The organism is Streptomyces sp. NPDC053076 (assembly GCF_044546845.1).
Lineage (GTDB): Bacteria > Actinomycetota > Actinomycetes > Streptomycetales > Streptomycetaceae > Streptomyces.
On record NZ_JBITZL010000001.1, the window covers coordinates 1538410 to 1565120 of the forward strand.

General features: G+C 71.8%; 25 protein-coding genes and 5 pseudogenes. 17 read left to right on the forward strand and 13 right to left on the reverse strand.

The genetic code is table 11. The annotated features are described in order from the left end of the window. Positions 1-30: 30 nt before the first annotated feature. The 3 genes from ACIGYR_RS06200 to ACIGYR_RS06210 are packed head-to-tail and all read right to left on the reverse strand — an operon-like array spanning position 31 to position 4524. A complete protein-coding gene (locus tag ACIGYR_RS06200; protein ID WP_399601768.1) occupies positions 31-456 on the reverse strand; it encodes an alpha/beta fold hydrolase in 426 nt (141 codons plus the stop codon). After that, on the reverse strand, positions 453-3257 hold the full coding sequence (locus ACIGYR_RS06205; RefSeq protein ID WP_399601771.1) for a helix-turn-helix transcriptional regulator: 2805 nt from the start codon (positions 3255-3257) through the stop codon (positions 453-455). Before ACIGYR_RS06205 ends, ACIGYR_RS06200 begins: the two co-directional genes overlap by 4 nt. Positions 3258-3294: 37 nt before the next feature. Further along, on the reverse strand, positions 3295-4524 hold the full coding sequence (locus ACIGYR_RS06210) for a helix-turn-helix domain-containing protein (RefSeq protein ID WP_399601772.1): 1230 nt from the start codon (positions 4522-4524) through the stop codon (positions 3295-3297). 409 nt (positions 4525-4933) lie between these two features. Between ACIGYR_RS06210 and ACIGYR_RS06215 the strand changes: the two genes are divergently transcribed. From ACIGYR_RS06215 to ACIGYR_RS06240, 6 genes are all read left to right on the forward strand, one after another. Beyond that, positions 4934-5191: a DUF6400 family protein gene (locus ACIGYR_RS06215; protein ID WP_399601774.1), complete on the forward strand. Its 258-nt coding sequence runs from the start codon at positions 4934-4936 to the stop codon at positions 5189-5191. After that, positions 5178-5435 carry a hypothetical protein gene (locus tag ACIGYR_RS06220; protein WP_399602346.1) on the forward strand — a complete coding sequence of 86 codons (258 nt, stop codon included), beginning with the start codon at positions 5178-5180 and terminating at the stop codon, positions 5433-5435. Before ACIGYR_RS06215 ends, ACIGYR_RS06220 begins: the two co-directional genes overlap by 14 nt. A gap of 372 nt (positions 5436-5807) precedes the next feature. Next, positions 5808-6797 carry a pirin family protein gene (locus ACIGYR_RS06225; RefSeq protein ID WP_399601776.1) on the forward strand — a complete coding sequence of 330 codons (990 nt, stop codon included), beginning with the start codon at positions 5808-5810 and terminating at the stop codon, positions 6795-6797. Between the two features lie 22 nt (positions 6798-6819). After that, the gene (locus tag ACIGYR_RS06230; protein WP_399601779.1) at positions 6820-7158 is read left to right on the forward strand and encodes a GNAT family N-acetyltransferase; all 339 of its coding nucleotides are present in this window, start codon (positions 6820-6822) and stop codon (positions 7156-7158) included. 383 nt (positions 7159-7541) lie between these two features. Continuing rightward, entirely contained in the window at positions 7542-8513 is a 972-nt protein-coding gene (locus tag ACIGYR_RS06235; RefSeq protein ID WP_399601781.1) for an alpha/beta hydrolase, read from the forward strand. A gap of 20 nt (positions 8514-8533) precedes the next feature. After that, entirely contained in the window at positions 8534-9253 is a 720-nt protein-coding gene (locus ACIGYR_RS06240) for an alpha/beta fold hydrolase (RefSeq protein ID WP_399601782.1), read from the forward strand. A 212-nt stretch (positions 9254-9465) separates the two neighbouring features. Here the strand turns inward: ACIGYR_RS06240 and ACIGYR_RS06245 are convergent, their stop codons facing one another. Genes ACIGYR_RS06245 through ACIGYR_RS06255 form a run of 3 tightly spaced genes read right to left on the reverse strand, consistent with a single transcriptional unit; the run spans position 9466 to position 10968 of the window. Then, the gene (locus ACIGYR_RS06245) at positions 9466-10167 is read right to left on the reverse strand and encodes a hypothetical protein (protein ID WP_399601785.1); all 702 of its coding nucleotides are present in this window, start codon (positions 10165-10167) and stop codon (positions 9466-9468) included. After that, a complete protein-coding gene (locus ACIGYR_RS06250; RefSeq protein ID WP_399601788.1) occupies positions 10164-10691 on the reverse strand; it encodes an RNA polymerase sigma factor in 528 nt (175 codons plus the stop codon). The genes ACIGYR_RS06245 and ACIGYR_RS06250 overlap by 4 nt, the downstream gene beginning before the upstream one ends. 34 nt (positions 10692-10725) lie before the next feature. Next, positions 10726-10968 (reverse strand): hypothetical protein, encoded by a 243-nt coding sequence (locus ACIGYR_RS06255; RefSeq protein WP_399601790.1) that lies wholly within the window; start codon positions 10966-10968, stop codon positions 10726-10728. 351 nt (positions 10969-11319) lie between these two features. Between ACIGYR_RS06255 and ACIGYR_RS06260 the strand changes: the two genes are divergently transcribed. The 4 genes and pseudogenes from ACIGYR_RS06260 to ACIGYR_RS06275 all read left to right on the forward strand — a co-directional run bounded on the left by ACIGYR_RS06260 (position 11320) and on the right by ACIGYR_RS06275 (position 14841). Then, on the forward strand, positions 11320-11751 hold the full coding sequence (locus tag ACIGYR_RS06260) for a hypothetical protein (protein ID WP_399601793.1): 432 nt from the start codon (positions 11320-11322) through the stop codon (positions 11749-11751). 111 nt (positions 11752-11862) lie between these two features. Continuing rightward, a pseudogene (locus ACIGYR_RS06265) lies at positions 11863-12471 on the forward strand (pyridoxal-phosphate dependent enzyme); the annotation flags it as partial. A gap of 4 nt (positions 12472-12475) precedes the next feature. Beyond that, a pseudogene (locus tag ACIGYR_RS06270) lies at positions 12476-13402 on the forward strand (MFS transporter); the annotation flags it as partial. Between the two features lie 293 nt (positions 13403-13695). Next, positions 13696-14841, forward strand: a complete 1146-nt coding sequence (locus ACIGYR_RS06275; protein ID WP_399602349.1) for a MalY/PatB family protein — start codon at positions 13696-13698, stop codon at positions 14839-14841. Positions 14842-14905: 64 nt separating this feature from the next. On the opposite strand, the gene ACIGYR_RS06280 is transcribed toward ACIGYR_RS06275, so the two are convergent. After that, the gene (locus ACIGYR_RS06280; protein WP_399601795.1) at positions 14906-16873 is read right to left on the reverse strand and encodes a glycoside hydrolase family 5 protein; all 1968 of its coding nucleotides are present in this window, start codon (positions 16871-16873) and stop codon (positions 14906-14908) included. Positions 16874-17217: 344 nt separating this feature from the next. On the opposite strand from ACIGYR_RS06280, the gene ACIGYR_RS06285 reads away from it, so the two are divergent. Then, positions 17218-18441: an alginate lyase family protein gene (locus ACIGYR_RS06285; RefSeq protein ID WP_399601796.1), complete on the forward strand. Its 1224-nt coding sequence runs from the start codon at positions 17218-17220 to the stop codon at positions 18439-18441. Positions 18442-18708: 267 nt separating this feature from the next. Here the strand turns inward: ACIGYR_RS06285 and ACIGYR_RS06290 are convergent, their stop codons facing one another. Further along, the gene (locus tag ACIGYR_RS06290) at positions 18709-19185 is read right to left on the reverse strand and encodes an SRPBCC family protein (protein ID WP_391837259.1); all 477 of its coding nucleotides are present in this window, start codon (positions 19183-19185) and stop codon (positions 18709-18711) included. 258 nt (positions 19186-19443) lie between these two features. Between ACIGYR_RS06290 and htpG the strand changes: the two genes are divergently transcribed. Together htpG and ACIGYR_RS06300 are read left to right on the forward strand one after the other, a co-directional pair. Beyond that, entirely contained in the window at positions 19444-21354 is a 1911-nt protein-coding gene (gene htpG / locus ACIGYR_RS06295) for a molecular chaperone HtpG (protein ID WP_399601800.1), read from the forward strand. Positions 21355-21489: 135 nt separating this feature from the next. Then, a pseudogene (locus ACIGYR_RS06300) lies at positions 21490-21675 on the forward strand (carbonyl reductase); the annotation flags it as partial. Positions 21676-21722: 47 nt separating this feature from the next. Here the strand turns inward: ACIGYR_RS06300 and ACIGYR_RS06305 are convergent. From ACIGYR_RS06305 to ACIGYR_RS06315, 3 genes are all read right to left on the reverse strand, one after another. Further along, complete coding sequence (locus ACIGYR_RS06305; protein WP_399602370.1) at positions 21723-22085, reverse strand: hypothetical protein; 363 nt, start codon at positions 22083-22085, stop codon at positions 21723-21725. Beyond that, positions 22082-23410: an ATP-binding protein gene (locus tag ACIGYR_RS06310; RefSeq protein WP_399601803.1), complete on the reverse strand. Its 1329-nt coding sequence runs from the start codon at positions 23408-23410 to the stop codon at positions 22082-22084. The genes ACIGYR_RS06305 and ACIGYR_RS06310 overlap by 4 nt, the downstream gene beginning before the upstream one ends. Before the next feature lie 64 nt (positions 23411-23474). Beyond that, complete coding sequence (locus ACIGYR_RS06315; protein ID WP_399601806.1) at positions 23475-24194, reverse strand: response regulator transcription factor; 720 nt, start codon at positions 24192-24194, stop codon at positions 23475-23477. A gap of 63 nt (positions 24195-24257) precedes the next feature. Between ACIGYR_RS06315 and ACIGYR_RS06320 the strand changes: the two are divergent. After that, positions 24258-24353 (forward strand): annotated as a pseudogene (locus tag ACIGYR_RS06320) (glycosyltransferase); the annotation flags it as partial. 32 nt (positions 24354-24385) lie between these two features. Here the strand turns inward: ACIGYR_RS06320 and ACIGYR_RS06325 are convergent. Both ACIGYR_RS06325 and ACIGYR_RS06330 read right to left on the reverse strand, forming a co-directional pair. Next, entirely contained in the window at positions 24386-24811 is a 426-nt protein-coding gene (locus tag ACIGYR_RS06325) for a pyridoxamine 5'-phosphate oxidase family protein (protein ID WP_399601808.1), read from the reverse strand. Positions 24812-24844: 33 nt separating this feature from the next. After that, positions 24845-25060, reverse strand: a complete 216-nt coding sequence (locus ACIGYR_RS06330) for a hypothetical protein (RefSeq protein ID WP_391837247.1) — start codon at positions 25058-25060, stop codon at positions 24845-24847. Positions 25061-25350: 290 nt separating this feature from the next. Between ACIGYR_RS06330 and ACIGYR_RS06335 the strand changes: the two genes are divergently transcribed. From ACIGYR_RS06335 to ACIGYR_RS06345, 3 genes and pseudogenes are all read left to right on the forward strand, one after another. Beyond that, positions 25351-25716 carry a hypothetical protein gene (locus ACIGYR_RS06335; RefSeq protein WP_399602373.1) on the forward strand — a complete coding sequence of 122 codons (366 nt, stop codon included), beginning with the start codon at positions 25351-25353 and terminating at the stop codon, positions 25714-25716. A gap of 22 nt (positions 25717-25738) precedes the next feature. Next, positions 25739-26224 (forward strand): hypothetical protein, encoded by a 486-nt coding sequence (locus tag ACIGYR_RS06340; protein WP_399601811.1) that lies wholly within the window; start codon positions 25739-25741, stop codon positions 26222-26224. Between the two features lie 132 nt (positions 26225-26356). Beyond that, a pseudogene (locus tag ACIGYR_RS06345) lies at positions 26357-26647 on the forward strand (Tn3 family transposase); the annotation flags it as partial. Positions 26648-26711: the final 64 nt, after the last annotated feature.

A 26711-nucleotide genomic window follows, 5' to 3' on the forward strand; every position in this document is an offset into this window, starting at 1 on the left:
GGATGTTACCGCATTCAACTGTTTAGATGATCAGCTGCTCACCGCCCTGTCCCCTCGCCCGGTCATCGCCGCCACGGCGTCGGGCCGTGACAGGAGCACGGCGTGCGAGCCCTCCGGTACGTACTCGTGAGCCGCCATCCGCTGGGCCATGAAGCGCTGGGCGGATGGGGTTGAGCATCCCGGGTCGGCGGTGGCGATGCCGTACCAGGACGGTTTCGCGGCCCAGGTCGCCGGCGGGCCCGAACCGGCGGCCGGCGCACCTCGGGCGTGCGGCCGTTGCGTCACGGACAGCACATGCGATACGCGGGGTGACAGGCCGGCGGCATCCACCTCGCGGAAGCGGTCCCGGCGGATGTACAGCTTGCCGTCCCGGTCCGCGGAAGACCGCGTGGCCACGGCGGCGGTGAAGGTTTCCCCGGCGCCCGGCACCGCGTGTCCGTACCCAGGTGTGCTCACTCCTCGGGCAGGCTCCTGACCAGGTTGGCGAGCTGGACGCGGGAGTTGACCGCCAGCTTGCGGAAGGCGGACGTCAGGTGCGTGTTGACGGTGTGCGGGGAGACGACGAGCAGCTCCGCGGCCACCCGGTTCGTGTGGCCCTCGGCGACGAGACGCGCGACCTTCCTCTCCGAGGCAGTGAGGGCCGCCCAGCCCTGGACGGGTCGCCGGCCGCTCGCCGCCCGGCGGTCGCCGGCCGCCCCGGCACCCCGCACCGCCCGGGCGCCCCCCGGCAGCTCACGCCGCACCCGTGCCGCCGCGGCGTGCGCGCCCGACGCGGTGAACGCGGCATGGGCCCGGGTCAGCGCGTCCACCGCCTCGGGTCCGCGGCCCGCCGCCAGGAGCGCTCGTCCCAGATCCGCGCGTGCCGTCGCCCGGACCAGCGGGCGCGGACTCTTCGTGAGCAGGGTGACGGAACGTTCCAGCAGGACGACGTCGTTGCTCACGAGCCCGCGGGCCTGCGCCGCGACACCCGCGGCCGTGGGCACCGCCGGATTGCGCCCGGCGTGCGCCTCGGCCTGCGCGGCCAGGTCCTCGGCGAGCCGGTGGTCCCCACCGCGCAGGGCGATGCGGATCGCGGCGTCGACCCAGGTGCGCAGCAGCCGCCAGCGCAGGAAGGGCCCCTGCTCCTGCACCTGATGGATGCTGTCGACGGCCGGCCGGACTTGCCCGTCGGCGTCCGCGTGGAGCGCTTCCAGGAAGCGCACCGCGGCCCTGTTGCCCGGGTTGGGTTTCGCCGCCAGCCTCTCCCGCGCCGCCGCCAGGTGCTGCCGCGCGGCCTCCCGGTCGCCGCGCAGCAGCGCGATCCGGGAGCGGATCACGCGGGCGTTCACCTGCTGCACGGGCACCTGCACGTCGTCCTCCAGGCGCTCTATCGTCACGAAGTCGGCGTCGGCGTCGTCGAGTCTGCCCAGCCCCAGATGCTGCTGCCCCTGCGCCCACAGCAGCATCGCCGCACGCAGCCCGCCGGCGTCCTCGGCCGCCTTCGCGAGCAGCCGCTCGCTGGTCTCGAAGTCGTCCACGTGCTGGTGCGCGACGATCTCCTCGGGGAAGAAGGCGGGGTCGACAGCGCTGAGCGCGGTGAAACGCTCCAGCGCGACGGCGGTCTCGCCCGCGTTGAGCGCGATCTCACCGAGCGCGGACAGGGCCTGGACGTGGGCCTGCCGGTCACCGATGGCCACGGCGGCACGCAGCGCCTCCTCGCCCGCCGCACGCGCCGGGACGAGATCGTGCCCCCGGGACAGGGCCAGCGCACGCAGCGCGGCCAGCCGCGCCCCCACTTCCGGGGCGGCGCCCCCGACCGCGAGGGCCGTATCGGCCCGGCGGCGCAACTCCTCGGCCAGGTCCATGTCCCACAGCGTTCCGCCGAGGGCTGCCTGCAACCGGCCGAACGTCTCCACGGGCGGTCGGCACGCCAGCAGCCGGTCCCCGGTCGCCAGCGCCTCCCGGTTCCGGCCGGCCCGGGCCAGACAGACCACCGCCTGCTCGCCCACGGCGAACCACGACGGTCGCGCGGTAGGCACCAGTTCCAGAGCGCGGGTCACAAGGTCGGCCGCGAGGCCCGGTGTGACCGGCAGTACGTCGTCGGCGGCACGCCGGAGCAGCATGACTGCCTCCTCGTCTCCGGGCCGGGCGCCGATGAGGATGTGCGACACCACGTCGATCGGCTGGTGGCCCACCGAGACCAACCGGGTCGCGGCCTCCCGGTGCAGAGCCTTCCGGGCCGAGGGCGGGATGTCCACGTACACCGCCTGGCGCAGCAGATCGTGCCGGAAGACCAGCTGATCGCCGTCGTCGTCCAGAAGTCCCGCGCCGACCGCCTCCTCGAGCGCCGCGAGCGAGGCGACGGACGGCGTGCCGCAGAGCGCGGCGGCGTCGTGGAAGGCGAAACCTCGCCCCAGCACCGCTCCCATCTGAAGGAAGCGCAGCGTGCCGGGGCGCAACGACCTGAGCCTGCCGCGTACGCCCACCACGAGCCGAGGGGGCACGAGTTCGTCCGAGGCGTCGGCGGTCCGTAGTCCGGCGAGCATCTCGACCGCCAGGAACGGGTTCCCGCCGGCCCCTTCGAGCAGGCCGGACATCCGCTCGTCGACCGCGGCCCCCAGGGTGTCACCGGCCAGTTGGCCGATGGCCGCGCCGGACAGCGGACCCAGGGACAGGGTGCGGACCGGGAGTTCGTGCCCCACGGCGGTGAGGATGTCCTGCGCCGGTCCGTCGACGCCCCGCCGCCCTGCCAGCAGCCACAGCACCGGCGAGGTCCGCAGGCGCTTCGGCAGCTGCTGCAGAGCGAACCGGCTCAGCGGGTCGGCCCACTGCACATCGTCCAGGGCGATCAGCACCGGCACGCTGCCGGCGCGGGCCTCGATCACCTCCGCCAGCCGCTCGACCAGCCAGATCCGCTGATCGTGATGGCTCGCGAGATCGGCGAACGCGTCACCGGACAGCAGCGGGCGCTCGCCGTCCAGGACGCAGGCCGCCAGCGACGAGAGCGGCACGAGGTGATGCAGTTCGTCGGCCTTGCCGACGCCGACGGAGAAACCCGCTGCCCCGGCCCGTACGACGGCTTCGGTGAGAAGGGTGGTCTTGCCGATTCCCGGTTCCCCGCGGATCAGGGCCAGCGCGCCGCTCCCTGTGCCGGCCACCGAGGTGATCAGGGTCCGCAGCTCTTCGAGTTCGGCCTCCCGGCCACGCAGACCCCGCCGGGACAGCGAACTCTCCGCCCCCGCCACCCGGCCCTCCCTGTCCGCACACGCCCGCGACATCGGCGCACCGGAGGACCACTATGGCAAAAACGGCAGCTCAGCGCACATGCGGCAGCCGCGGTGGTGAGCCTCCGGCCGCCCGGCCGCGCGGCACCGGAGACATACGAGCCGCACGGACGGGAGACCCGAGGCGCTCGGGCAGGGGAGACATAAGACCCTCGCGCAGGGAAGTCGTACGACGCTCGGGCAGGGAAGACGCACGACGCTCGGGCAGGGGAGACGTACGAGCCTCACGGACCGGAGATGTGCGTGGCTCACGGACGGGAGACGTACGTGCTTCACGGACGGCGGAGTTCCGCCACTCCGCGGGGGAGACGCCGTAAGCGGCCCGGAAGACCCGGCTGAAGTGGGAGGCGCTGGTGAACCCCCAGCGGTGAGCCACCGCGGAGATCGTCAGCCCGGCCACCTCGCGACGGGCCAGGTCGCTCCGGCACCGCTCCAGCCGGCGCTGCAGGATCCACCGGCTGACGGTGATGTCCTCGAGCTCGAACAGCTTGTGCAGATAGCGCACGGAGAGGTGGTGGGCCCGGGCGATGGCCTCCGGTGTCAGGTCCGGGTCCGCGAGGTGCCGGTCGATGTGCGCCCGGATCCGCAGCAACGACATCCGGGCGGCGCTCGGCGTGTCCGCGGTGCTGCTGCCGAGTCGCTCTTCGGCCAGCGTCCGCACCAGGTCCACGACATTGCGGGCCACCAGCTCGGCCGTACGCTGCGGATAGGCCGCCGCGGTGTCCACGAGCCGGGACAGGAACGGTGTCAGCAGTCCGCCCAGCGCCGACTCGGAGCCGAACGGGGAGGCGGTGATCCGCCGCAGGTCCGATTCGCTGAGGCCCAGTACCTCGCGAGGCAGGACGAGGGACTTCGTCCGGAACGGTTCGGGGAAGGTCAGCCGGACGGGCCGGGCCATGTCGTAGACGAAGAGCTGCCCGGGCCGCACACATGCGTCCCGGTTGTCCTGCTCGATGCGGGCGGCCCCGCTGCTCAGCAGCTTCACGACCACGTAGTCGTCGTTGTCGCTCCCCGCGATCAGCCGGCGGGTGCGCAGGACGCGCATCGGATCACCCTCCACCGTGACGGCCTGCATCGGGCCCAGCGGTGACGTACGGATCGTGGCGGAGCCGACCTCGTCGGTAACGCTCATGTCCACGGCGCCGAACGTGCGCGACAGCGCCTCGCGCCAGTACGTCCGTCTTCGGTGCGGGGGCACCGCGTCCGTGGTGTAGAGGGTGCCCTGGGACCCGGGGGCGAGCATGGATGAATCCGGCGACATGTGATCTCCGCCCTTCCGCATGTGCTGTTTCCGGACACACCGTGCCAGCGCGGCTCGGCCGTCACATCACGTGAATCCGTGAGATCGGCGGACGTGTCCGGCGGCGGACGGCCGGCGGGAGGGTCGGCGACGGCAACGGCACGGAGGGGCAGCGGCGGCCTCGCGCGGAAGGTCAGTGGCGGCACCGCGGGGAGAGGCAGCGGCGGCACGGGGCGGAGTGGCGGCGGTGGGGCGCGGAGGGGCGGTGGGGGCACCGCGGGGAGGGGCAGCGGCGGCGTCGAGGGGCTGCGGTGGCGCCGTGCGGGAGCGACGCGTCGAGCGCCGGTCTTCCGCGGCTACCCCGCCGACCTGCTGTGATGTCCCCCACGTGCTCTTGTCGTGGCGGAAAGGCTTACCTACGTTCGGTGATATGTCCGCCCCGAACGCCCCTCTTCCCGACGAGCCGGTCGAGTTCTCCGTCGATCTCACCGGCCACGAAATGACCCGGCGAACCCACGTCATGGCCGCACTCGGCGCCGACTGGGACCCCGTCGAGGCGATGCGCGGCGAGGAGGAGGCGTACGACATGCTGTACTCCGGCCTCGACGAGGAACAGCAGCGGCTGTACGACACCCTCGTCTCGGCCGGTGTCCTCCCGCAGCGCGGCGGCGGCAGTGCTCCCGCTTGATCCCCAGGCGGACATCGGACGGCGCGCCTGGGTGACCTGCCCGAACTGCCAGGACCACCTGGGATGCCCCACGTGTGCGCAGGGCCGCAGGTGCGCGGAACACTGGCGCTACCTGCTCACCAACACCGGCAGCCTCCTCCACCTGCAGTGCCCGTCGTGCACCCACATCTGGGACCACGAGACGGGCTTCGGCGCCACCCGCACCCGCTGGACCCGCACGGCCAGCGGCCTGCAACGCCCGTGAAGAGGTGGCCCGGTCCGCTCGCGTGACCGGGCGGGCGCGATCCACACCGATCCCGTCCGGGACGGTGCGCCGTGCGCGTGGGCCGGTTCAGGAGCGGACAGCGGGATTTCCACCAGGTGTTCGGCGAGGAACCCCGCCTGCAGCTGCTTGTCCGGGAGCGGATAAGCGATCGACGTCAGGGGCGGAAGCGGGAGGCGCGTCGCCAGGGAGCGCACGGCCAGGTGCCCGTGAGCGCACGGGGCGTCGGCCGACAGGACCTGCCGACCAGCGCATGGGATCTTGATCCAAGAGCAATCACGGTGGCCCGCTGGAGGTGTCCGGCCGGGTGATGGTTGAATGTAAAACAAGTAGGGGGCTGAGAGGTGATCCACGATGAGCAATGTCGAGGCGGAACCCGTGGAAGTGCGATGCGGCACGGCAGTGGAGGCCGAGTCACCGGTGGGCACGGCCCGGATCGACGTTCTGACCCCACGTGACGTTCCCCTGGGCGGCCCGCGGGCGATGACCGTGCGACGCACCCTGCCGCAGCGCGCCCGGACCCTGATCGGCGCCTGGTGCTTCGCCGACCACTACGGCCCGGACGACGTCGGCGAGACCGGCGGCATGGACGTCGCCCCGCACCCGCACACCGGTCTGCAGACGGTGAGCTGGCTCTTCAGTGGGGAGATCGAGCACCGCGACAGCCTGGGCAGCCATGCCTTCGTGCGGCCCGGCGAACTGAACCTCATGACCGGCGGATACGGCATCGCCCACTCGGAGGTCTCCACCCCGCGGACGACCGTCCTGCACGGCGTCCAGCTGTGGGTCGCGCTGCCGGAGGCGCACCGCGCCACCGCACGGGACTTCCAGCACCACGTTCCCGAGCCCGTGACGATGGACGGCGCCGAGATCAGGGTCTTCCTGGGCTCCCTCGCGGGGACCGTGTCCCCGGTCGCGACCTTCACGCCCCTGCTCGGCGCCGAGATCGTGCTCGGGCCGCGGGCGACCGTCACACTCGCCGTGGACCCGGGCTTCGAGCACGGTCTCCTGATCGACCAGGGAACCGTCCGCCTGGCGGACGTGCTCCTGGGCCCCGCCGAGTTGGGCTACGTTCATCCCGGCCCCGGCACACTGACCCTGACGAACGAGTCGGACACCGCCGCACGGGCGGTACTCCTCGGCGGAACGCCCTTCGAAGAAGACATCGTCATGTGGTGGAACTTCATCGGCCGGAACCACGAGGACATCGTCAAGGCCCGCGAGGAATGGCAGAGTTCCTCCGACCGCTTCGGCGCCGTCGAAGGGTATCCGGGAGGCCGTCTTCCCGCCCCCGTCCTGCCCAACGCCACCATCAGGCCGCGCGGGAATCCTCCGCGTCACTGACCCCATTTTTGAAAGGCATCCGATGAGCCAGCCTTCCGCCATTCCGGTCGTCGAGCGCAGGGACGACAGAAATCGCTACGAAATCCTTGTCGACGGCAAGCGCGCCGGGCTGACCGCCTACCGCGACCGCGGTGCACAACGCGTCTTCCACCACACCGAGATCGACGACGCCTTCGCCGGACAGGGCCTGGCCTCCCGGCTGGTCCAGGAGGCGCTCACCGACGTACGGAACTCGGGCAAGCGGATCGTGCCCGTATGCCCGTACGTCGCCAAGTTCCTGACGCGGAACGGGGAATTCGCCGACCTCGTCGACCCCGTCACGCCCGACGTCCTGCAGTGGCTGGACGCCCAACTGGGCTGACCACGCACACCCGTCCGGCCGCAACGGCTCGGCGCAGCCCCGCGTCCCGCGGGGGCTGCGCTCCCACGGCCCGGGTGTCGGGCCGGCGGCGGGGTCCAGAGGGCGTCGGACAGGCGGGGTTCGGGTGTCCCGTCCGCGCAGCGCAGCGTTCCTCCCGGCGCACCGGACGCACGCTGGGACGCGGGGCGGAAGGCCCGTCGTGTCCACGCAAACGCCGGGGGCCTTTCCCGTGCGCTGTCAGGACGGCAGAGGTGCGCTGACGGGCAACCACCGCGCATTCGGTGGACCTAACGTGCGGATCAGCGGCGCCGGAGTGCTCAGCACGACGGTCCGGATCGTGTGCCGGAACGGCCGGCGCCTTCATGCCATTTCAGGAGATTCGCATGTCTGATGCCCCCGCGCCGGTGAACCCGGTGCTGGAGACCGCCGCGGCCGAGTTCGCCGAGGCGACGGCCGCTCCGCCGTACCTGTTCGACCTGCCGCCGGCGGAGGGCCGCAAGGCGGTGGACGAGGTGCAGTCCGGCGACGTCGAGAAGCCGGCCGTCGACGAGGAGTGGATCACCGTCTCGGGCGGCCCGACGGGCAGCGTCCGAGCACGGATCGTCAAGCCCGCCGGTGCCACCGGCACCCTCCCGGTCATCGTCTACATCCACGGCGCGGGCTGGGTCTTCGGCAACGCCCACACCCACGACCGCCTGGTGCGCGAACTCGCCGTCGGCGCCCAGGCCGCGGTCGTCTTCCCCGAGTACGACCTGTCGCCCGAGGCCCGCTACCCGGTCGCCATCGAGCAGAACTACGCGGTCGCGCAGTGGGTGGTGGAGCAGGGCGCGGCCAAGGATCTGGACGGCTCGCGGCTGGCCGTGGCCGGTGACTCCGTCGGCGGCAACATGACCGCCGCCCTCACCCTGATGGCCAAGGAGCGCGGGGGACCCTCGCTGGTGCAGCAGGTGCTGTTCTACCCGGTCACGGACGCGAACTTCGACACGCCGTCCTACCACCAGTTCGCCACCGGATACTTCCTGCGCCGCGACGGCATGCAGTGGTTCTGGGACCAGTACACCACCGACGAGACCGAGCGCGCCCACATCACCGCCTCCCCGCTGCGCGCCACCACCGAGCAGCTGACGGGCCTGCCCCCGGCGCTGGTCATCACCGGTGAGGCCGATGTGCTGCGCGACGAGGGCGAGGCGTACGCCAACAAGCTCCGGGAAGCGGGCGTGCCCGTCACCGCGGTGCGCTTCCAGGGCATCATCCACGACTTCGTGATGCTCAACGCCCTGCGCGGCACCCAGGCGGCCCAGGCCGCCATCGACCTGGCCGTCCGCACCCTGCACACCGCCCTGCACACCGCCTGACTCCGGGAGACAGCACAGCCATGAGCACCTCCACGCCCACCGTCGTCCTTGTCCACGGCGCCTTCGCCGACGCCGCCGGCTGGTCCGGGGTCATCAAGGAACTGCAGAGCCACGGCATCGCCGTGATCGCGCCGCCGAACCCGCTCCGCGGCCTGGCGGCCGACGCCGCGTACGTCGCCTCCGTCGCCGCCCAGGTCGACGGTCCCGTCGTACTGGTCGGCCACTCCTACGGCGGTGCGCTCATCACCGTGGCCGGCACCACCGACAACGTCGTCGGCCTCGTCTACGTCGCCGCCTACGCCCTGGAAGAGGGCGAGAGCCTCGGCGAACTGCAGGGCCGCTACCCGCTCTCGCCGCTGGTGGGCAACCTCAAGCAGTGGACGTACCCCGTCGCGGCGGGCGATCCCGCCGTCGAGGTCACCATCGCCGAGGACGCCTACCCGTCGGTCTTCGCCGCCGACGTGCCCGCCGAGGTCACCAAGGTCCTCGCGGCGACCCAGCGCCCGCTCGCCGCCGCCGCCTTCGAGGAGCCGGCCTCCGCCGCAGCATGGAAGACCAAGCCGTCCTGGGCCCTGGTCGCGGGTGCGGACAACGCGATCAACCCGGAGGTGGAGCGCTTCGGCGCGAAGCGGGCCGGGGCGACCGTCGTCGAGGTCGAGGGCGCGTCGCACGCGGTCGCCCTCTCCCAGCCGAAGGCGGTCGCCGACCTGATCCGCGAAGCGGTACGCGCGACGAGCTGACCCGGCACCACGAACGGCCGCGCGGACGCCTCCCCCGTACCGCGTCCGCGCGGTCCCGCGGTTCTGCGTCCGGTTCGGGACCGACAGCGGGAGCCCCGTACGCCGTCAGGACCGTACGCGGGGGCGAACCCCCTACGCCGTGACCGTACGCGGGGGCGAACCCCTACGCCGTCAGGAAAGAGCCCGGGCGGGTGCGCATGTCCCGCCGGGTGTCACTGGCGCTGGTTGGCCGAGGGGACCTGCGGGTGCTGTTCGCTGTCGTCGTAGAGGCGTTCGATGCTGTCGTGGGTCCACCGCAGCAGGAGCAGGAGCATCTCGGCTGTGGACAGCAGGCGGGACATGACCATGTGTTCCTTGGTGCCGGGTGCGACGGTTCGCAGGGTGTGTTCGAGTGCCGCCTGGAAGGTCGCGATACCGCTGCGAGCGCCGGCGTGCAGACCGAGCGCCTCCGGCCGGTCCAGGGCGCGATGCAGAATTCCGCCCTTGAGCTGGGTGAGGTACAGGTGGCTTTCCGTCAGGAAGTCCGCGGCCAGCCCCCAGGGGGTGCACAGGCTGTCCGGCAACAGTGCTCTGCCCACGACGGCCATGGTCCGTGTGGTGGACAGGGCCTTGCCGAGCTGCTGGGACAGGGTGTGCGGGGCCGCCAGGGCGAGCCAGTGGGAGATGCTGTCGGCTGCTTCGCGCAGCACGGCTTCCAGGTGTGCCCACTGCTCCGCCTCTTCCGGTTCCGCCGCCTCCACTGCCGACGCGGTCTCCGCCGTGAGAGACGCCGCGAAGATGCGGGCGCGGCCGGTGTCGAGATCGAGAGCGGCTGCCGTCTTCTCGTGCAGGGCGGTGTCCGCGGCGGCGAGCCAGGTGTCGAACGCAGCTTCGTCGCCGGCGTGGGTCTCCGGGCGCGGGGCCACCTCGCTCACCGGTGGGCCTCCTTCGTCGTTTCCCATGCCCGTTTGAGGCTCTTGCGGGCTCGCGCCAGGTTCTGCCTGACGGCCTCGGGGGTCGTGCGCAGGATTTCGGCGGTCTCTTGCGTGGAGAACCCGTCGTAGATCCAGGCGAAGACTCGTCGCTGCTGCATGGGCAGCGTGGCCAGCACACTCAAGACGAGCGTTTCCTGGGCACCCAGTTCGATCCGTTCGACCGGACACACTCCGCCGGGCGGCTCTCCCAGATCCCGCATGGGGCCTTCAGGGAGGTCCCGTGTCCGCAGGAGGTGCCGGTAGGCCACCGTCCGCAGCCAGGCGTGAGGGTGGTCGATGGTCTCCCACTTCTCCCACGCCTGGACGAACGCCGCCTGCGCCGCCTCGGTCGCTTCATGGAAGTCGGCACCATGCCGCAGGACGAAGACCACCAGCCCGGGCATCGCCCTGGCATAGAAGCCGGCGAACTCCGTCCGGGTGGCCGAGTCGGCCGGGGGATGCGGGCGGTGCAGGGTACTGATCAACCGATCCTGCTGTGCGCGTCCCGGTAGGTTGGAGTCAGTCATCACCACCGCCACACGCACCGATGGGGCGGCCCACCTCGACGACCACCTTGCTGCGGTCCGCCCGGTGTTCGACCAGGCGGCTGCCCGGAGGAAGCGACTGCACGCGGCGGGTGAGACCGCGGTCGTTGAGTTGTGCGATCCGGACCGCGGTCCGTCCGCGCAACCACACATACAGCGTGCGTCCACCGCAGGCGATCAAGCCTGCGATCAAGGACGTCACGGGTATGGCGTTCATGGCCGACCCCTTCGCTCGAACCCCGACTCGCGGGGTGCTGGCGGGTTATGACGAGAAGTAGTGCGAACCAGGCTGCCGACCGTGACGCCTTACCGGGCCGTAACCTCAAAGTGTGCGCGGCGTCACACCGTTGTCCGCGAGACGGTCGATGTGATCGGTCCTTGCCGGTGCTTGCCCGTACCGGTGTCCGAAAGTTCCCAGGCGCTCGTCGCGGTCAGGGCCCGGTGACCGCCGGCGGCCGTACCGAGGCCGGGGGCCGTCTCGCTTCGCCTGTCGGGCCGCCGGGTCTCCCGGGACGCGCCGTGGTGCGCACGTCATGACACCACGTCACTTGATGATTACGCTGCGCATGTGATCGGGTCATGGGTCGGCTGCGACGGGAGCGTGGGGCGCTCCCGTCGTGCCGCCCTGCTGGTCGGACTGGTCCTGGTGCTCGCCGCCCACCTCACCGGCGCGGTGCACGCCTGCCCCTTCGCCGGCGCGTACCCGAGTGCCGTGGTGGCGTGGGACGTTCCGCACGCGGCGGACGGAGCCGACGGCACGCGTCCGACCGCGCCCCCTCCCGGACCCCGGCACGCGGCGGACGGCCACGTCGGCCACACGGCGGACCGGCCGCGCGCCGCTCTGGACGACACCGGACTCGGGAGCGAGGTGCCCCAGCCGGTTCTTCCCGCCGTGTCGCGCGGGCGGTCCGCACACCCCGGGTGGTGCGGGCGGCCCGGTGTCCCACGCCCCTGCGGGAACGGCTCCTCGCCCGCGCTCGTCCGCGTGCTGCGGCAGTAGGCCGGCACCCGCCGCCCCGGGCCCGTCCGCGGGGTGGGGTGTGCCTGCCCGCCCTGCCCCACTCGCACAGCGTCCGCCGCACTGCCGCCGGGCGCGAAGGAGCCGTACCCCATGCACCTCTCCCTGCCCGAACCGTCCGGGGCGCGTGCGCCCAGTCCGCTGGCCGCCCGACGCGCCGCCCATCTCGTCGGCAACACCCCGGTCCTGTGGGTGGACGAGCCGTTCGCGCCACCCGGCCGCGGCTTCCACGCCAAGCTGGAAGGCGCCAACCCGGGTGGTCTGAAAGACCGGCCCGCCCTGCACATGGTCCACGAGGCCCGTCGGCGTGGCGACCTGGCGCCGGGCGCGCCGATCGTCGAGTCGTCCAGCGGCACTCTCGGTCTCGGCCTGGCGCTGGCCGGGCTGACCTATGGCCACCCGGTCACCGTCGTCGCCGACCCCGGCATGGAACCCTCCGTGGCGCGCCTGCTCACCGCCCTGGGCGCACGGGTCGTCGAGGTCGGTGCGCCGCATCCCGAGGGCGGCTGGCAGGAGGCGCGCCGCGAGCGCGTCGCCGACCTGCTGGCGGGCACCCCCGGCGCCTACTGCCCGGACCAGTACCGCAACCCCGACAACGCCGCCGCCTACCGGCCCCTCGCGGCCGAGCTGATCACGCAACTGGGCCGGGTCGACGTGCTGGTGGCGGCGGTCGGCACCGGCGGGCACTCCGGCGGCGTCTCCGCCAGTGGCGGCTTCGGCCCTGACCGGTCTGGCGGGCGCGCTGTTCAACCCGGCCGTACGAGCGTATCTCGCGGCGGATGCGGGGGAGGAGCGGCGGGTGGCCGCGTTCGCCGCCTTCAACGTCTTCTACCAGGCGGGCATCCTGGTCGGCCCGCTCGCCGGACTGGCCCTGCTGGCCTGGGACTTCAGCGCCGTGTGTACGGTCGCGGCGCTCATCTTCGGCACCCTGGCCGTGCTGCAGTCCCGTGCGCTGCCCGCCCGCCCCCCGGCCGGCCGCGGCGCCGAACCCGCCTGGCGGGCGGTCGCCGCCGACTGGCGCGCCATCGCCGCCAACCGGCCCTTCCTCCTCTTCGCGGCTGCCATGAGCGGCTCCTACGTCCTGGCGTTCCAGGTCTATCTGGCCCTGCCGCTGCACGCCCGCGAACTCTTCGGCCCGCGGACCGGACCGGTCACCGGCGCGGTCTTCGCCGCCTCGGCGCTCGCCGCGCTGGCGGGACAGCTGAAGCTGACCGCGTGGGCGCAGCGCACGCTGTCCGCGCCGCGGGCCGTCTCGTACGGGCTGGCGGTCATGGGTGCCGCCTTCCTGCCCCTGCTGCCGCGGGCGCACGGCGCCCTGGCGGGGGTGGCCGCCCTGACGGTGTGCGCGGTCCTGCTGGCCTGGGGCGGGGCGCTGCTCTATCCCTTCGAGATGGACACGGTGGTACGGCTGTCCGGGGACCGGCTCGTCGCCACGTACTACGGCGCCTACAACACCGCGTCCGGCATCGCCGTCTCGTCGGGAAACCTGGCCGTCGGTGCGCTGTTCGACACGGGGGTGAGGTGGCTGCCGTGGGCGGCGCTTGCCGCGACCGGGCTCGGGTGCGCCGGTCTGGTCGCGGGCCTGCACCGGTCCGGACACCTGGCGGCGAGGCCGGTTCCGGTCCCCTTGTGACTCGGCGCCGGACAGCGGCTGTACGGCGACCGGGGCGGCGAACGCCGTGGGGCGCTGTCCGGCACCACCGCGTACGCCCTGCCGGGTGTGGCGTGGGGTGCGGCCGCGTCGGCCGGGGCGCGGCGGGGAACCCTTCTGGTCGTCCGCCGTTCCGGTCGGAGGGGCTGACCGGTACGGCGGCACCGCCGTACCGGGACGTGCCGTGCCGGCCCCGCTCACCGGCCTGGCCCTGGCCCGGTCCGGCCGTGACGAGTCGCAGAGACGAAGGACGGACGGCAGCAGAAAGGCACTTCATGTTCGATGACCTCGACGTCCGCGCGCTGTACCGTCGCCCGGGAGCCAAGTGGAGCCAGGTCGAGCCGGACGTGCTTCCGGCGTGGATCGCGGAGATGGACTTCCCGCCCGCCCCCGGCGTACGTGAGGCCCTGCTGCGCTGCGTGGAGGACGACCTCGGCTATCCCTCCTGGGACGAACGGTCCGCCGGGAACCCGCTGCGCGCCGCTTTCGCCGAGCGCATGCGGGCACGCCACGGCTGGGTGCTCGATCCCGGCCACGTCAGGGAGTTCACCGACATCAACCAGGGACTCCAGGCCGTGCTGAACGTCGCCACGCGGCCGGGGGACGGTGTCGTGGTGCACACACCCACCTACCCGCCGTTCCTGGAGACCATCGACAGCATGGGGCGGCGCCTGCACCCGGTGCCGTACGCGCCGGACGGCGACGGCTGGGCTTTCGACACCGACCGGCTGGACCGGGAGTTGGCGGAGGGGTCCTCGCGGGTGCTGCTGCTGGTCAACCCGCACAACCCGACGGGGCATGTGCTGCGCCGGCAAGAGCTGGAGGCGCTGGCGCGGCTCGCGCTGCGCCACGGTCTGCTGGTCGTCGCGGACGAGATCCACGCCGATCTCGCGTACGCCCCCCGCCGGCACATCCCGTTCGCCTCGCTCTCGGCCGAGGTGGCTGCGCGCACGGTGACCCTGACCTCGGCGACGAAGGCGTTCAACGTGCCGGGGGTGCGCTGCGCCGTCGCCCATGTCGGCGCGGCCGAGGTGCGTGAGGCCCTGGCGCACCCCGGCCATCTGTACGGCGAGCCGAACACCTTCGGTGTCGCGGCCACACTGGCCGCCTGGCGGGAAGGGGAAGCCTGGCTGTCGCAGCTGATGGCGGTCCTGGCGCGCAACGCCGCGCTGGTGCGTGAGCGGCTCCCTTCGGCCGTGGGGTACCGGATCCCGGAGGCCACGTTCCTCGCCTGGCTGGACTGCCGCGGCCTGGAGCTGGACACCGACCCGTACACCTTCTTCCTGGACCGGGCCCGGGTCCGGCTCAACGACGGCCGCACCTTCGGTCCGGGGGGCGACGGCTTCGTACGGCTCAACTTCGCGACCTCCAAGGGCATCCTGGAGGACATGCTGCGCCGGATCCGGGAGTCCCTGGCCTGAGGGCGCCGGGTGTCGCGCCGGACACGGTGTCCCCGCCCCGACCGGGGCGCCTGGGCGGGCCGCGTCAGGGGAGGGTGCGGCACAGCAGGGCCGCGGGGCCGGGAGGACTGCCCGCCCGGGTGGTGAAGGCGATCCCGGCGGCGTACTCGTCGGCCGCGCACTGCCCCTTGTAGCGGCCGTACGCGAAGTCTGCGCCGGCCGCGTCGGCGGGACGGTTGTCGGACCGGTCGAACCACACCGTACGCCCGGCGCCCGACAGGGCGGTCCGTGCCGGGGCGCACAGCGCGGCCGACAGGCGTTCACCGCGCAGGCTGTAGCCGATGAGGAACTCCCCGGCAGGGCACTGGTACTTGGTGTAACCGGACGCCCAGTCGCCACCGGCCGGTACGTGGCGCTCGTCGGTGACGACCGTCTGCCGGGCCTCGGCGCCGCGCAGATCTCCCGTGCCCACGTCGGTGCACAGGCCGCGCCCACCGGTGTGGCTCAGCCCGGCCAGTCGCGAACCGTCGGGGCAGGCGGCCTTGTGGGCCCCCGCGTCCCAGTCCCCCGTGGCGCGCACCCGCAGGGACGCCACCGCGTCCCCGTGATCGGTGCTGAGCATGTGCCAGAGGGGGACGGAGGCCACGGCTCCGGTCTTGCCGGGCGTGGTCATCAGACGCTGCCACGCGGTGGCGCGCCAGTCGCCGCCGTCGAGGATGCCGGAGCGCTGACCGGCGCTGTCGTAGCGCAGCAGTGCCCAGTCGTCGTGGCCCTCGAAGCCGACCAGGGGCCAGAACGCGAAGTCGGCGTCGTGGTCGGTGAAGTAGTCGGTGACGTTGTCGAACCAGGTGCGGGCCGCCGCGTTCTTCTCGCTCGAACCGATACCGAACTCACTCACCCAGACGGGTGCGGTGTAGTGCCGTCCGGTCTCCTCCGCGAAGAACGCCTCGTCGTCGAGGGCCGCGGACAACTCGGTGCGGGAGAGGTCCTGGTAGCGGGCGTCATGGGTCTCGCCGATGCCTGTGGCGCCGCTGTGGTGCGGCCCGGTGTAGCCGTAGAAGTGGGCGGAGTAGACCAGCTTGTGGGAGTCCACGAGGGTGTGCGAGAGGGTGCGGGCGGGGGTGAGCACGGGCCGGCCGTGCGGCAGGCCGTCCACGGGCACACCGGTCCAGTTGATGCCCTCGATCACGACGAGGAGACGTGGGTTCGCCTCGGTGAGGACGCGGTCGGCGGCGATCTGGGCGGCGCGGTACCAGTCGTGGCCGTCCCCCAGCCCCCAGTTGGGGTCGTCCAGCACGTCCCGCCGGACCTCGTTGTACAGGTCGGCGCCGACCACGCGGGGGACGGAGGCGTAGCGGCGGGCCATGAACACCCAGTCGTCCGCCCACTGGTCGGTGGACTGCCCGCTGTTCCAGCGCTCGTTGCCGTCGATGCCGCAGCACCACCGGGACGTGTTGGTGTGGTTGTTGAGGATGACGGCGAAACCGCTCTCGCTGAGCGCCTCGACGACGGCGTCGTAGATCTCCAGCGGTGTCCTGCCGCGGAGCGGGGGATTGGCCGTCACGGCGCTGTCCGGCACGGGCACCGTGCTGTGGATCATCTCGTTGGAGAACGGCAGCCGGATGGTGTTGACGCCCAGCGCGCGGAAGTCGGCGAGCAGTCGGGACAGTGGTGCGCGGTCCAGGCCGAGCGGTATGCCGTGGGAGTCCTGCCCGGCGTGGTGGTCGGCGGGGTCGTCGGCGCTGCCGCTGCCGGTCCACGAGCCTTGCGCCCCGTCCCAGTTGGCGCCCTTGAGGCGGAACCGGTCGCCGTGGGCGTCGACGACGTAGCGGCCCCGGGTGGACAAGGGCGCGTACCAGGCGGCCTGGTCCGTCGCGTCGACGGCGGTCCGGGCGGGCGTGGAGCGCGGCGCCGGGTACGGCACCGCGGTGACGATCCCGGCGGGGACCGGGCGCGGCGGTGTGGCGGCCGAGGCCGCGGTGGTCGTGGTGACTGTGAGCAGGAGGCCCAGGGCGGCGACGGCGAGCCGTGGCACGGCTGGTGATATCGGCATGGGGGCAGCCCTTTGGGGGTCGGAGGCGGGGGAGTGGGACGACCGGTCGACGGCACCGCCCGGCTGGGCGGAGTCTCCACCACCGCGCCGCCGGGGGGAAGAGTCAGGTGGGCCGTGCCCAGGGCGATCTGCCCTGGAACCTCGGGTCAGTTGGACACCCCGGACTTCCCGTACGGGCGGCCACTGGGCACGCTCCCCGGGCGTGTCCGGGCCGCGCTGGTCGCGGTCCCCTGCGACAGCCGGCCTCTTCCCGCCTACTTGACGGGTGCATGGTCCGTACCTATGGTCTCGTCAACCCGAGCGTTCAAGAAGCCGCACGCTGTTCACATATGAGGACGGATCAGATGCAGGACAAGGACATACCCGCCCGGCGCCGTCGTCAGTCCCCGCGTTCCGCTCTCGCCCTCACGGCGGCGGCCACCGTGCTCACCACCGGGCTCCTCGCCCTGCCGGGCACCCAGCGGGCGCAGGCCGCTCCCGCCGTGTTCGCACACCCCGGCGTCACCGTCTCACGCGCCCAACTCGACTTCGTGCGCGGCAAGGTGCAGGCAGGCGCCCAGCCCTGGAAGGGCGCGTACGACCAGATGATGGCGAGCGGGTACGCGAGCCTCAGCCGCACGCCCAAGCCCCGCGCCGTCGTCGAGTGCGGTTCGTACTCCAATCCCAACTACGGCTGCACGGACGAACGTGAGGACGCCATCGCGGCGTACACGGACGCGCTCGCCTGGTACATCACCCGGGACGAGCGCTACGCCAAGAAGGCGATCGAGCTGATGGACGCCTGGTCCGCCGTGCTCAAGGACCACACCAACAGCAACGCCCCGCTGCAGACGGGGTGGGCGGGCTCTTCCTGGCCGAAGGCCGCCGAGATCATCAAGTACACGTACACCGGCACATGGGCCGAGTCCGGCCGGTTCGCGACCCTGCTCCGCGACGTCTATCTCCCTGAGATCATCAACGGCTCCAACTCCAACGGCAACTGGGAGCTGTCGATGATGGAGGCGGCCGTCGGCATCTCCGTCTTCCTGGAGGACAAGGCGTCGTACGACACCGCCATGACGAAGTTCCGTACGCGCACGGCCGCCTACGTGTACCTCGCCTCCGACGGCGAGCTGCCGAAGACCGTCCCGAGCCAGAACCTGAACACCCGCGACAAGATCGTCTCCTACTGGCAGGGCCAGTCCACGTTCGTCACCGGACTCACCCAGGAGACCTGCCGCGACTTCACCCACACCGGATACGGCATCTCCGCCATCTCGCACGTCGCCGAGACGAGCCGGATCCAGGGGCAGGACCTGTACGGCACCGACGTCGGCGAGCGGCTGCGGCAGGCGCTCGGCTTCCAGTCCACGTACGAACTGGGCACCACCGCCCCGAGCTGGCTGTGCGGTGGCACGGTGAAGCGGGGGCTGGGCCCGGTCACCGAGGTCGGATACAACGCCCTGCACAACCGCCTGGGCGTCGCCATGACCAACACCCAGACCCTGACCGGACAGAACCGCCCGGCGGGCAGCAACAACCTCTTCATCGCGTGGGAGACCCTGACGCACGGGGACAACCCGAACTGAGCCGCACCGGTGACCGGGCCCCACCGGCCCTGTTCCGGCAACGGGGCGAAACCGCCGCAGGGCCCGTGCGGACCCTCGCCCGCCTGCGACCACGTCACAGGCGGGCGAGTAGGGCGAGGCGAGTTGCGTGACCGGTTCCGCCCTCTCGACCTGCTGCCCGGCAGCTACGAGGTGGTGGTCGGCGCCGACGGTTCTCCTCGGGAGACCGTCGACCACATCATGGCCGGCACCGGGCCGGCCGGCCCTGCCGCGTCCGGGGACCGGCGATCAGAGGACCGGGTCGGCACCCCCGGGCCGGATCCGGCCGCGCCACCCGCCGGACTCCCCGCCGCGGTCCTCGATGAAGCTCTTGAACCGCTCCATGTCACCCTTGACGCGCCGGTCGATCGTCCCGAGCAGGTCCGCGGCCTTCTCCGTGGCTCCGCTGGGCTCGATGTCCATGACCAGCTCGACCTTGGTGTGGGTGTCGTCCAGGCGCTGGAAGCGGACCGAGCCCCTCTGGTTGGTGTCGCCGCTGATGGTGCGCCACGTGATGCGCTCGTCGGGCAGCTGGTCCACGATCTCGGTGTCGAACTCCCGGCGCACCCCGCCGATCTTCATGGTCCAGTGATTGTGCCGTTCGTCCAGCTGTGTGACCTCCTCGACGCCTTCCATGAAGTTCGGGAAGTCCTCGAACTGGGTCCACTGGTTGTAGGCGGTGTGGAGCGGGACGTCGACTTCCACGGCTTCCTTGACCTTGCTCATCTCTGCGCCTCCGTTCACTTGCTTGACTGTCCGAAGCCCCGCGGGCCTGCGCAGCTGACCCGGTCGGGACCTGCCGGGTACCCAGGGAGCCGACGGTCATGACCGCGGGAGTGTCCCGGGCCGGTCCCGGGGCCCGGGTCCCGGGACGGACGGTATGGATCCAGCCACTGTCCCCGTAATCCGGCCACTGCCTTGACGTGGTGTTTTACAGTGGCTGCCGCCAGTTCCGGCGACAGGATCTGTGAGGTAATCGCGAACATGCCGACCGAGACGTTTGAGTTTCAGGTAGAGGCCCGTCAGCTGCTCCAGCTGATGATCCACTCGGTCTACTCGAACAAGGATGTCTTCTTGCGGGAGCTCGTCTCCAACGCCTCCGACGCGCTGGACAAGCTGCGTCTGGAGAAGCTGTGGGACGACTCGCTCGACGCCGACGTGTCCGACCCGCACATCGAGATCGACATCGACAAGGACGCCCGTACGCTCACCGTGCGGGACAACGGCATCGGGATGTCGTACGACGAGGTCGGGCAGCTCATCGGCACGATCGCCAACTCGGGCACCGCGAAGTTCCTCCAGGAACTGCGGGAGGCCAAGGACGCGGCCGGGGAGGAAGGGCTCATCGGCCAGTTCGGCGTCGGGTTCTACTCCGGCTTCATGGTGGCGGACGAGGTCACCCTGCTGACCCGGCGCGCCGGCGAGAGCCAGGGCACCCGGTGGACGTCACGGGGCGCGGGCACGTACACGCTGGAGACGGTCGACGACGCGCCGCAGGGCACGTCGGTCGTACTCCACCTCAAGCCCGCCGACCCCGAGAACCAGCTCCACGACTACACCTCCCCCTGGAAGATCAGGGAGATCATCAAGCGGTACTCGGACTTCATCACCTGGCCCATCCGGATGGTGCCCGAGGCTTCCGGCACCGGCGACGAGAGCGGCGAGGCGCCCGCACCCGAGACGCTCAACTCCATGAAGGCGCTGTGGGCACGGTCCCGGGACGAGGTGTCCGACGACGAGTACCACGAGCTGTACAAGCACATCGGCCACGACTGGCGGGATCCGCTGGAGACGATCCGGCTCCAGGCGGAGGGCACCTTCGAGTACCAGGCCCTGCTGTTCCTGCCCGCGCACGCCCCGCACGACCTGTTCACGCGCGACGCCAAACGTGGCGTACAGCTGTACGTCAAGCGCGTGTTCATCATGGACGACTGTGAGGCGCTGCTGCCGCCGTACCTCCGCTTCGTCAAGGGCGTGGTCGACGCGGCCGACCTCTCGCTGAACGTCTCCCGCGAAATCCTCCAGCAGGACCGCCACATCGAGATGATGCGGCGACGGCTGACGAAGAAGGTCCTGTCCACGGTCAAGGACATGATGGCCAAGGACCGGGACCGGTACGCCACGTTCTGGCGGGAGTTCGGCACGGTCCTGAAGGAAGGGCTGATCACCGACTCGGAGAACCGCGACGCCATCCTCGCCGTCGCGTCGTTCGCCAGCACGCACGACGACACCGAGCCGACCACGCTCAAGCAGTACGTGGAGCGGATGAAGGACGGTCAGGAGGACATCTACTACCTGACCGGCGAGTCGCGGCAGAGCATCGAGAACTCCCCCCACATGGAGGCGTTCCGGGAACGCGGTATCGAGGTGCTGCTGCTCACCGACGCCGTCGACGAGGTGTGGGCCGACGCCGTCGGCGAGTACGAGGGCAAGAAGCTGCGGTCCGTCGCCAAGGGGCAGATCGACCTCGACGCCGAGGGCGAGGACACTTCCGACGGCGAGCGGGAGAAGCAGAGCGAGGAGTACGCCGGTCTGCTCGGCTGGATGACGGAACAGCTGGACGAGGACATCAAGGAAGTCCGCCTGTCCTCCCGCCTCACCGTCTCCGCGGCCTGCGTCGTCTCCGACGCGAACGACCTGACCCCGGCCCTGGAGAACATGTACCGGGCGATGGGCCAGGAGGTGCCCCGCGCCAAGCGGATCCTGGAGCTCAACCCGGACCACCAGCTGGTGAAGGGCCTCAACCAGGCGTACCGGGAGCGCGAGGACCGCACGGAGCTGGCCGAGACCGCCGAGCTCCTGCACGGTCTGGCGGTGCTCGCCGAGGGCGGTCAGCCCAAGGAGCCGGCCAGGTTCGTCCAGCTGATGGCGGACCGTCTGGAACGCGCGCTGTAACCCGGCCCCACCGGGCACCGGCGGCCTGCCCAGGGGGTCCCCTCGGTAAAGACGGGCAGGCCGCCCGGCGGTCGGGGACCGAGCGTGTCGAGGGACGCGGACAGCGTCACGCGCCGGCCCCCGGCCGGGGGAATCGCCGAGGACCTGCGGGCACGGTACGGAGGCGTCGACATCGTCCTCTCCGACGCGGTCGCCCGCCTGCTGCCCGAGGAGTCGCAGGCGGAGCGGGCCGACGAGTTCATCGACGTCTCCCACACCGCCACGCACGCGATCCTGGGCTCCTTCGGCCCCGTCCTCCGCCCCGGCGGCCGGCTGATCGTCGGTGGACGCTGTCGCAGGGCCTGCTCGCACAGGCCGGCGGCACACGCCTACCGGCGTGCGAAGAGGACCGCCCCGGGAACGCGCTCGTCGAGGTCGAGCATCAGCTGGGCCTCGACCGTGAACCCGGCGGTGCCCAGCCAGGACGCCACCCGGTCGGGCCGGCGGAGGTGGACGTGGACGTTCATCGGGTGGCCGCCGTAGCCCTCCGCCTTCAGCCGCGTCTCCTCGCCGACGTGGAAGCCGAGCAACAGCGGCCCGCCGGGACGCAGCACCCGCCGGAAGTGACCGAGAACCCCGGGGACGGCGGCATCGGGGACGTGGATCAGCGACCAGAAGGCGAGCAGACCGTTTCCGCGCCCACGGCGCGGAACCCCGCCCGTGGCATCGCCCCGGTGGTGAGGTCGGCTCACCGGCGTGCTTCGACCGGCAGCGCGATGCGGAACAGCGCGCCTCCTCCCGGAGCCTGATGAGCCGTCAGTTCGGCCCGGTGGGTGTGCGCGATCTGGCGGGCCATGGCCAGGCCCAGGCCGGAGCCGGGGAGGGCGCGAGCGGTCCGGGCCCGGTAGAAGCGGTCGAAGACATGGGGGAGGTCGGCGGGGTCGATACCCGGGCCGTGGTCGCGGACGGTGATCTCCAGTCGCCTGCCGTCGGCCGACCGGAGCGCGGCGACCTCGACCTGGCCGCCCGGCGGGGAGAACTTGGCCGCGTTGTCCAGGAGATTGGAGAACAGCCTCGTCATGCGGCTCGGAACGGCGGCGGCCATGGCGGACGCGGCCGACGGGTCGGTGTCCAGCGTGAAGGCGACGTGCGGCCAGTGGTCGCGGGCGGCGGCCACGGTGTGCTCCAGGAGCGCGGCCGGCCGCACCGGCTCGAGGGCCTGGTGGGGCTCCTCGTCACGGGCCAGGTCGATCAGATCGTTGACCAGGGTGGTCACCTCCCGCAGCTGGCGGGTGAGCGCGCCCGTCGCCCGCTCCCGCTGACGCGTGGTCAGCTGTTCCGACCGCAGCAGGATCTCCGCGTTGGCGCGCAGCGCCGTCAGCGGGGTGCGCAGTTCGTGCGAGGCGTCGGCGACCAGCCGCCGCTGCGCGGCGAGGGACTCCTCCAGGGCGTCGAGCATGGTGTTGAAGCTGACCGCGAGCCGGGTGATCTCGTCCTCGCGGCCGCGCTCCGCGGCCGGCAGCTCGATGCGCAACCCGGCATCACGGGTGGCGGTGATCCGCTCCGCCGTCGAGGTCAGCCGGGTCACGGGAGCCAGCCCCGAACGGGACACCCAGTAACCCAGCAGCGCGGCCACCGGCACACCGGCGCCGCCGATCGCGGTCAGCAGCGCCGCTGACTGGCGCTCGGCCCGGCGCACCCCGTCGGAGCGCAGCGCCACCTGCATCGCCAGCCCCTCGCGTGCCGGAGTGGTGAGCACCCGTACCGGATGACCGGCCACCGAGGCAGTGCTGTGGTAGGGCGCCCGCTGCCGGCCGGCCACCTGGCGCACCGCGTCGGTGACGGGCAGCAGATAGCCGTGGCGCGGGTCGTCCGCCGCCGAAGCGGGCACGAGCTGGGCGCAGGCGGGTGCGGCCAGGTAACGGCACTCGCCCGCCTGCACCCCGGGCCCCTCCTGCCGGTACTGCAGGATCGCCAGGGTCGCCGCCTGCGTCAGCTGTAGGTCGAACTGGCGGTGCAGGGTGTAGACGGTGACGGCGTAGGCGCCCGCGCACACGGCCAGCGCCACGCCCGCCACCGCGGCCGACGCCGTGATGGCCAGTCGGCGGCGCAGCGGCGGGCGGCGGTCCGTCGGGGCCGCGTCATCGCTCGTCCAGCACGTAACCGATGCCGTGCACCGTGTGGACGAGGCGGGAGGCGCCTTCGGCCTCCAGCTTGCGGCGCAGGTATCCGACGTAGACGGCCAGCGAGTTGGAGTCGGGGCCGAGGTCCCGGCCCCACACCCAGCGCATGATCGTCTCCCGTTCCAGGACCTGGCCGGGGTGGCGCAGCAACAGGTCCAGCAGGGCCCATTCGGTGCGGGTGAACTCCAGTCGGCGCCCCGCCCGCACCGCCGTACGGCTCTCGGGGTCGACGACCAGGTCGCAGAAGCGCAGGCCGCTCGGCTCGGGCGGTTCGCCGGGTCCGGCGCGGCGCAGCAGAGCGCGCAGCCGCGCCGCCAGCTCGTCCAGCGAGAACGGTTTCACCAGGTAGTCGTCGGCGCCCGCGTCCAGGCCGTCCACCCGGTCGCTGACCGCGTCGAGCGCGGTCAGCACGAGGATCGGTGTACGGTCGCCGAGCGCCCGCAGCCGCCGGCACACGGCCAGCCCGTCCACCACCGGCATCATCACGTCCAGCACCAAGGCGTCCGGCTCCCAGTCCGCCACGGCTGCCAGAGCGGCATGTCCGTCGGCCGCGCCGTGGACGGTGAAGCCCTCCAAGGTCAGTCCGTCCTCCAGGGCGGCGCGTACCTCCGGGTCGTCGTCGACGACGAGCACACGTGCGGCGACGGCGCGAGCGGGGTCCTGAGCTGCGGTGTTCATGGACCCAGCCTGCCAAAGAGCCCTCTTAGAAGCCTCTTAGGACGGCCCGGGACCGTGCCGGGCATGGAAACTCCGCTCTCCGTCGTGATCGGTGCCGGTGGCACCGGCGGCCACATCTATCCGGGGCTCGCCCTCGCCGACGCACTGCGCCGCAGGGTGGGTCGGGTTCGCGAACAGTCCGGTGCCTGTTCTCAGAAGGCTCCGAGGTCGGCGGCGACCCAGTGTTCGGGGCGCATGTAGATGACGAAGTGCTCGCCGAGCCGGGTCCGGTCGTATTCCACGAAGGCGGCGACCTTGTCCTGCGGGAGGTACCGCGCGGCCATCGCCCAGGACAGTTCATGGCTGTCGGGTGCGGTCCTGACGACCGGCCCCTCCACCGACACGTAGCGCACGGTCGGTTCCGTGCGCTGCACCATGAGGCTGAAACGGCCTGCGGAGCGAATCGCCCGCGCCTTGCGGGAATCGGGCCCCGTTCGCACCCACAGTTCGCCGCCCGGCGTGTACTGGTACCAGATGGGAACGGTCAACGGGGCGCGGTCCGGCCCCTCGACCACCGACAGCGCCCCGATATGCGGCTCCGCCAGAAACTGCTCTCGTTCTTCTGTGGAGAGTGTCACGCGGTCGACCCTACGGGCCGGAGCGGCGGCGCTCTAGCCGGCTCCGCGTTCCATCACGCGGCGCGCCGCCTCGGCCTCCGCGGCCGGCGGGGACAACTCGTCGAGGGTGTCCAGCTCGTCGTCCGACTCCAGTTCCCGCTCCCAGGCCGCCGCGAGCTGGTCCTGCTCCTCGCGCGGCTTCGCGGCCACGGCTTCCCGGTGATCGGGGTCCAGTGCCGCGAGGAATCGTTCGAGGGAATCCGCCGGCATGCCGTGCTCCTTGTCGCCGAGAGGGGGGCCGCTCCCGGCCCAGCATGGCCAACCGCACACACGTCACCAGCCCGACACGGCTCTGGTCCACCCTGATGGCCCTGCCGCGCGGCCTCACGCGGGGATGACGGGCTCTCGGCCTCGGGGAACATCGGTACAGCGGTTGGCGCTGAGATCGATCATGGTCGGCTAGCACACTGGCTGGAGGCTCCGCTGGGGTTCGCGGAAAGATCGCCGGGCGGGTTCCCGGGCTGGCTACGGTCCGCTCGTGCCGGTGGAGTTTTTGACTGATGAGCAGGCCGAGGCGTACGGGAAGTTCGCCGAGGAGCCGACCCGTCCCGAGCGACTTCGGCACCCCCTGCGTCCACGAACACGCCTGCATCCGCTGCCCTGTCCTGCGGCCCGATCCCGAGCAGATGCCCCGCTTGGAGGAGATCCACGCGAACCTGCTCCACCGGCTTCAGGAGGCCAAGGAACAGGGATGGCTCGGCGAGGTCGCCGCGATCGAGGCCAGCCTCGCCGCCGCCGAGCAGAAGCTCGCCGCCATGCGTGACCTCGCGGCCCGGCACACCACCGTCCACCTGGGCATGCCTGATCTCCGTGGCGTCGTCGCGCGCATCGGCTCCGAGCAGCGAAACGAGGGTGCGAAGGGGTAGTCCTGAGCACTACAACGAGGGGATGACCGTCTTCCTCTGTTCCAAGTGCGGCTCCGCGATCACGCCCGAGCTGGCCGAGCTTGCCGCCGTCCCTGAGGTCTCCGACGACGAGCGCGACCGGGACAAGGAGACACGCCGGGCACCTGCCACTGTTCCGCGGGGCCACTACGCGATCGATCCCGAGCCCTGGGGGCCTCCCTACGTCGTGCAGGACGATCAGGAGGACCCGAAGCCGGCTCAGTCGCGCGGACCTCTGGTCTGCCGTGAAGAAGGCTTCGTCATCTCGGTCGGCAGCCGACACACGGTGCTGGTGCACCCTGATGACGCCGCCGGCCTTCAGCCACTGCCCAACTGGGAGAACAGCAGTGGGTGCTGCGGACCGACAGGCGACGAGGGACTCAACCGGGCCTGCCCCTGCGGCGCTCCGGTCGCGACCCTCGCGGCCGACTGTTTCGGGCCCTTCGAACTGCACCTCGACCCCGTCCGGACCTACGCGCTCTCCCAGTAAGACTGCAAAGCGCGGACGACGTGCACGACACGCCCGACGGAACCCGTCCACCCAACTTCTTCACGACTAACTTTCCGTGGTGAACGACGGCTCGCAGGCGCACCTGCCGCCGAGCTGGGCTAGTTCGGATAAGACCAGCTCGGCGCGCTCGGCCTGGTCCTCAACGCCATCGTGCTCCGGACCACGCGCTACATCGACGCCGCCGTCACCCAACTGCAGGCCGAGGGCTATGAGATCCGGGAAGAGGACATCGCCCGGCTCTCGCCGCTCAAGCACCGCAACCTGAACCTGCTCGGCCGTTACAGCTTCACCGCCAGTGTCCCGGCCGCCGGCGCCCGCGCCCGTTGCGCGACCCGGACGGACCGGAGCTGGACGAGGACGACGACGGGAGCGGGCAGGACTAGGGCCTGTCTTCAGTCCTGATCATGTGACGGACGGAAGCGGTCTCGCCGGAGGTTCCCTCAGCCCGTCGCGGTGCCGAGTCGGG

What these genes read in the sequence shown, in the direction of transcription:
- ACIGYR_RS06205 (WP_399601771.1), bottom strand. Translation starts at nt 3,257, where the DNA reads ATGTCGCGGGCGTGTGCGGACAGGGAGGGCCGGGTGGCGGGGGCGGAG.
- ACIGYR_RS06210 (WP_399601772.1), bottom strand. Translation starts at nt 4,524, where the DNA reads ATGTCGCCGGATTCATCCATGCTCGCCCCCGGGTCCCAGGGCACCCTC.
- ACIGYR_RS06215 (WP_399601774.1), top strand. Translation starts at nt 4,934, where the DNA reads ATGTCCGCCCCGAACGCCCCTCTTCCCGACGAGCCGGTCGAGTTCTCC.
- ACIGYR_RS06225 (WP_399601776.1), top strand. Translation starts at nt 5,808, where the DNA reads ATGAGCAATGTCGAGGCGGAACCCGTGGAAGTGCGATGCGGCACGGCA.
- ACIGYR_RS06230 (WP_399601779.1), top strand. Translation starts at nt 6,820, where the DNA reads ATGAGCCAGCCTTCCGCCATTCCGGTCGTCGAGCGCAGGGACGACAGA.
- ACIGYR_RS06235 (WP_399601781.1), top strand. Translation starts at nt 7,542, where the DNA reads ATGTCTGATGCCCCCGCGCCGGTGAACCCGGTGCTGGAGACCGCCGCG.
- ACIGYR_RS06240 (WP_399601782.1), top strand. Translation starts at nt 8,534, where the DNA reads ATGAGCACCTCCACGCCCACCGTCGTCCTTGTCCACGGCGCCTTCGCC.
- ACIGYR_RS06255 (WP_399601790.1), bottom strand. Translation starts at nt 10,968, where the DNA reads ATGAACGCCATACCCGTGACGTCCTTGATCGCAGGCTTGATCGCCTGC.
- ACIGYR_RS06275 (WP_399602349.1), top strand. Translation starts at nt 13,696, where the DNA reads ATGTTCGATGACCTCGACGTCCGCGCGCTGTACCGTCGCCCGGGAGCC.
- ACIGYR_RS06280 (WP_399601795.1), bottom strand. Translation starts at nt 16,873, where the DNA reads ATGCCGATATCACCAGCCGTGCCACGGCTCGCCGTCGCCGCCCTGGGC.
- ACIGYR_RS06285 (WP_399601796.1), top strand. Translation starts at nt 17,218, where the DNA reads ATGCAGGACAAGGACATACCCGCCCGGCGCCGTCGTCAGTCCCCGCGT.
- ACIGYR_RS06290 (WP_391837259.1), bottom strand. Translation starts at nt 19,185, where the DNA reads ATGAGCAAGGTCAAGGAAGCCGTGGAAGTCGACGTCCCGCTCCACACC.
- htpG (WP_399601800.1), top strand. Translation starts at nt 19,444, where the DNA reads ATGCCGACCGAGACGTTTGAGTTTCAGGTAGAGGCCCGTCAGCTGCTC.
- ACIGYR_RS06315 (WP_399601806.1), bottom strand. Translation starts at nt 24,194, where the DNA reads ATGAACACCGCAGCTCAGGACCCCGCTCGCGCCGTCGCCGCACGTGTG.
- ACIGYR_RS06330 (WP_391837247.1), bottom strand. Translation starts at nt 25,060, where the DNA reads ATGCCGGCGGATTCCCTCGAACGATTCCTCGCGGCACTGGACCCCGAT.
- ACIGYR_RS06335 (WP_399602373.1), top strand. Translation starts at nt 25,351, where the DNA reads ATGAGCAGGCCGAGGCGTACGGGAAGTTCGCCGAGGAGCCGACCCGTC.
- ACIGYR_RS06340 (WP_399601811.1), top strand. Translation starts at nt 25,739, where the DNA reads ATGACCGTCTTCCTCTGTTCCAAGTGCGGCTCCGCGATCACGCCCGAG.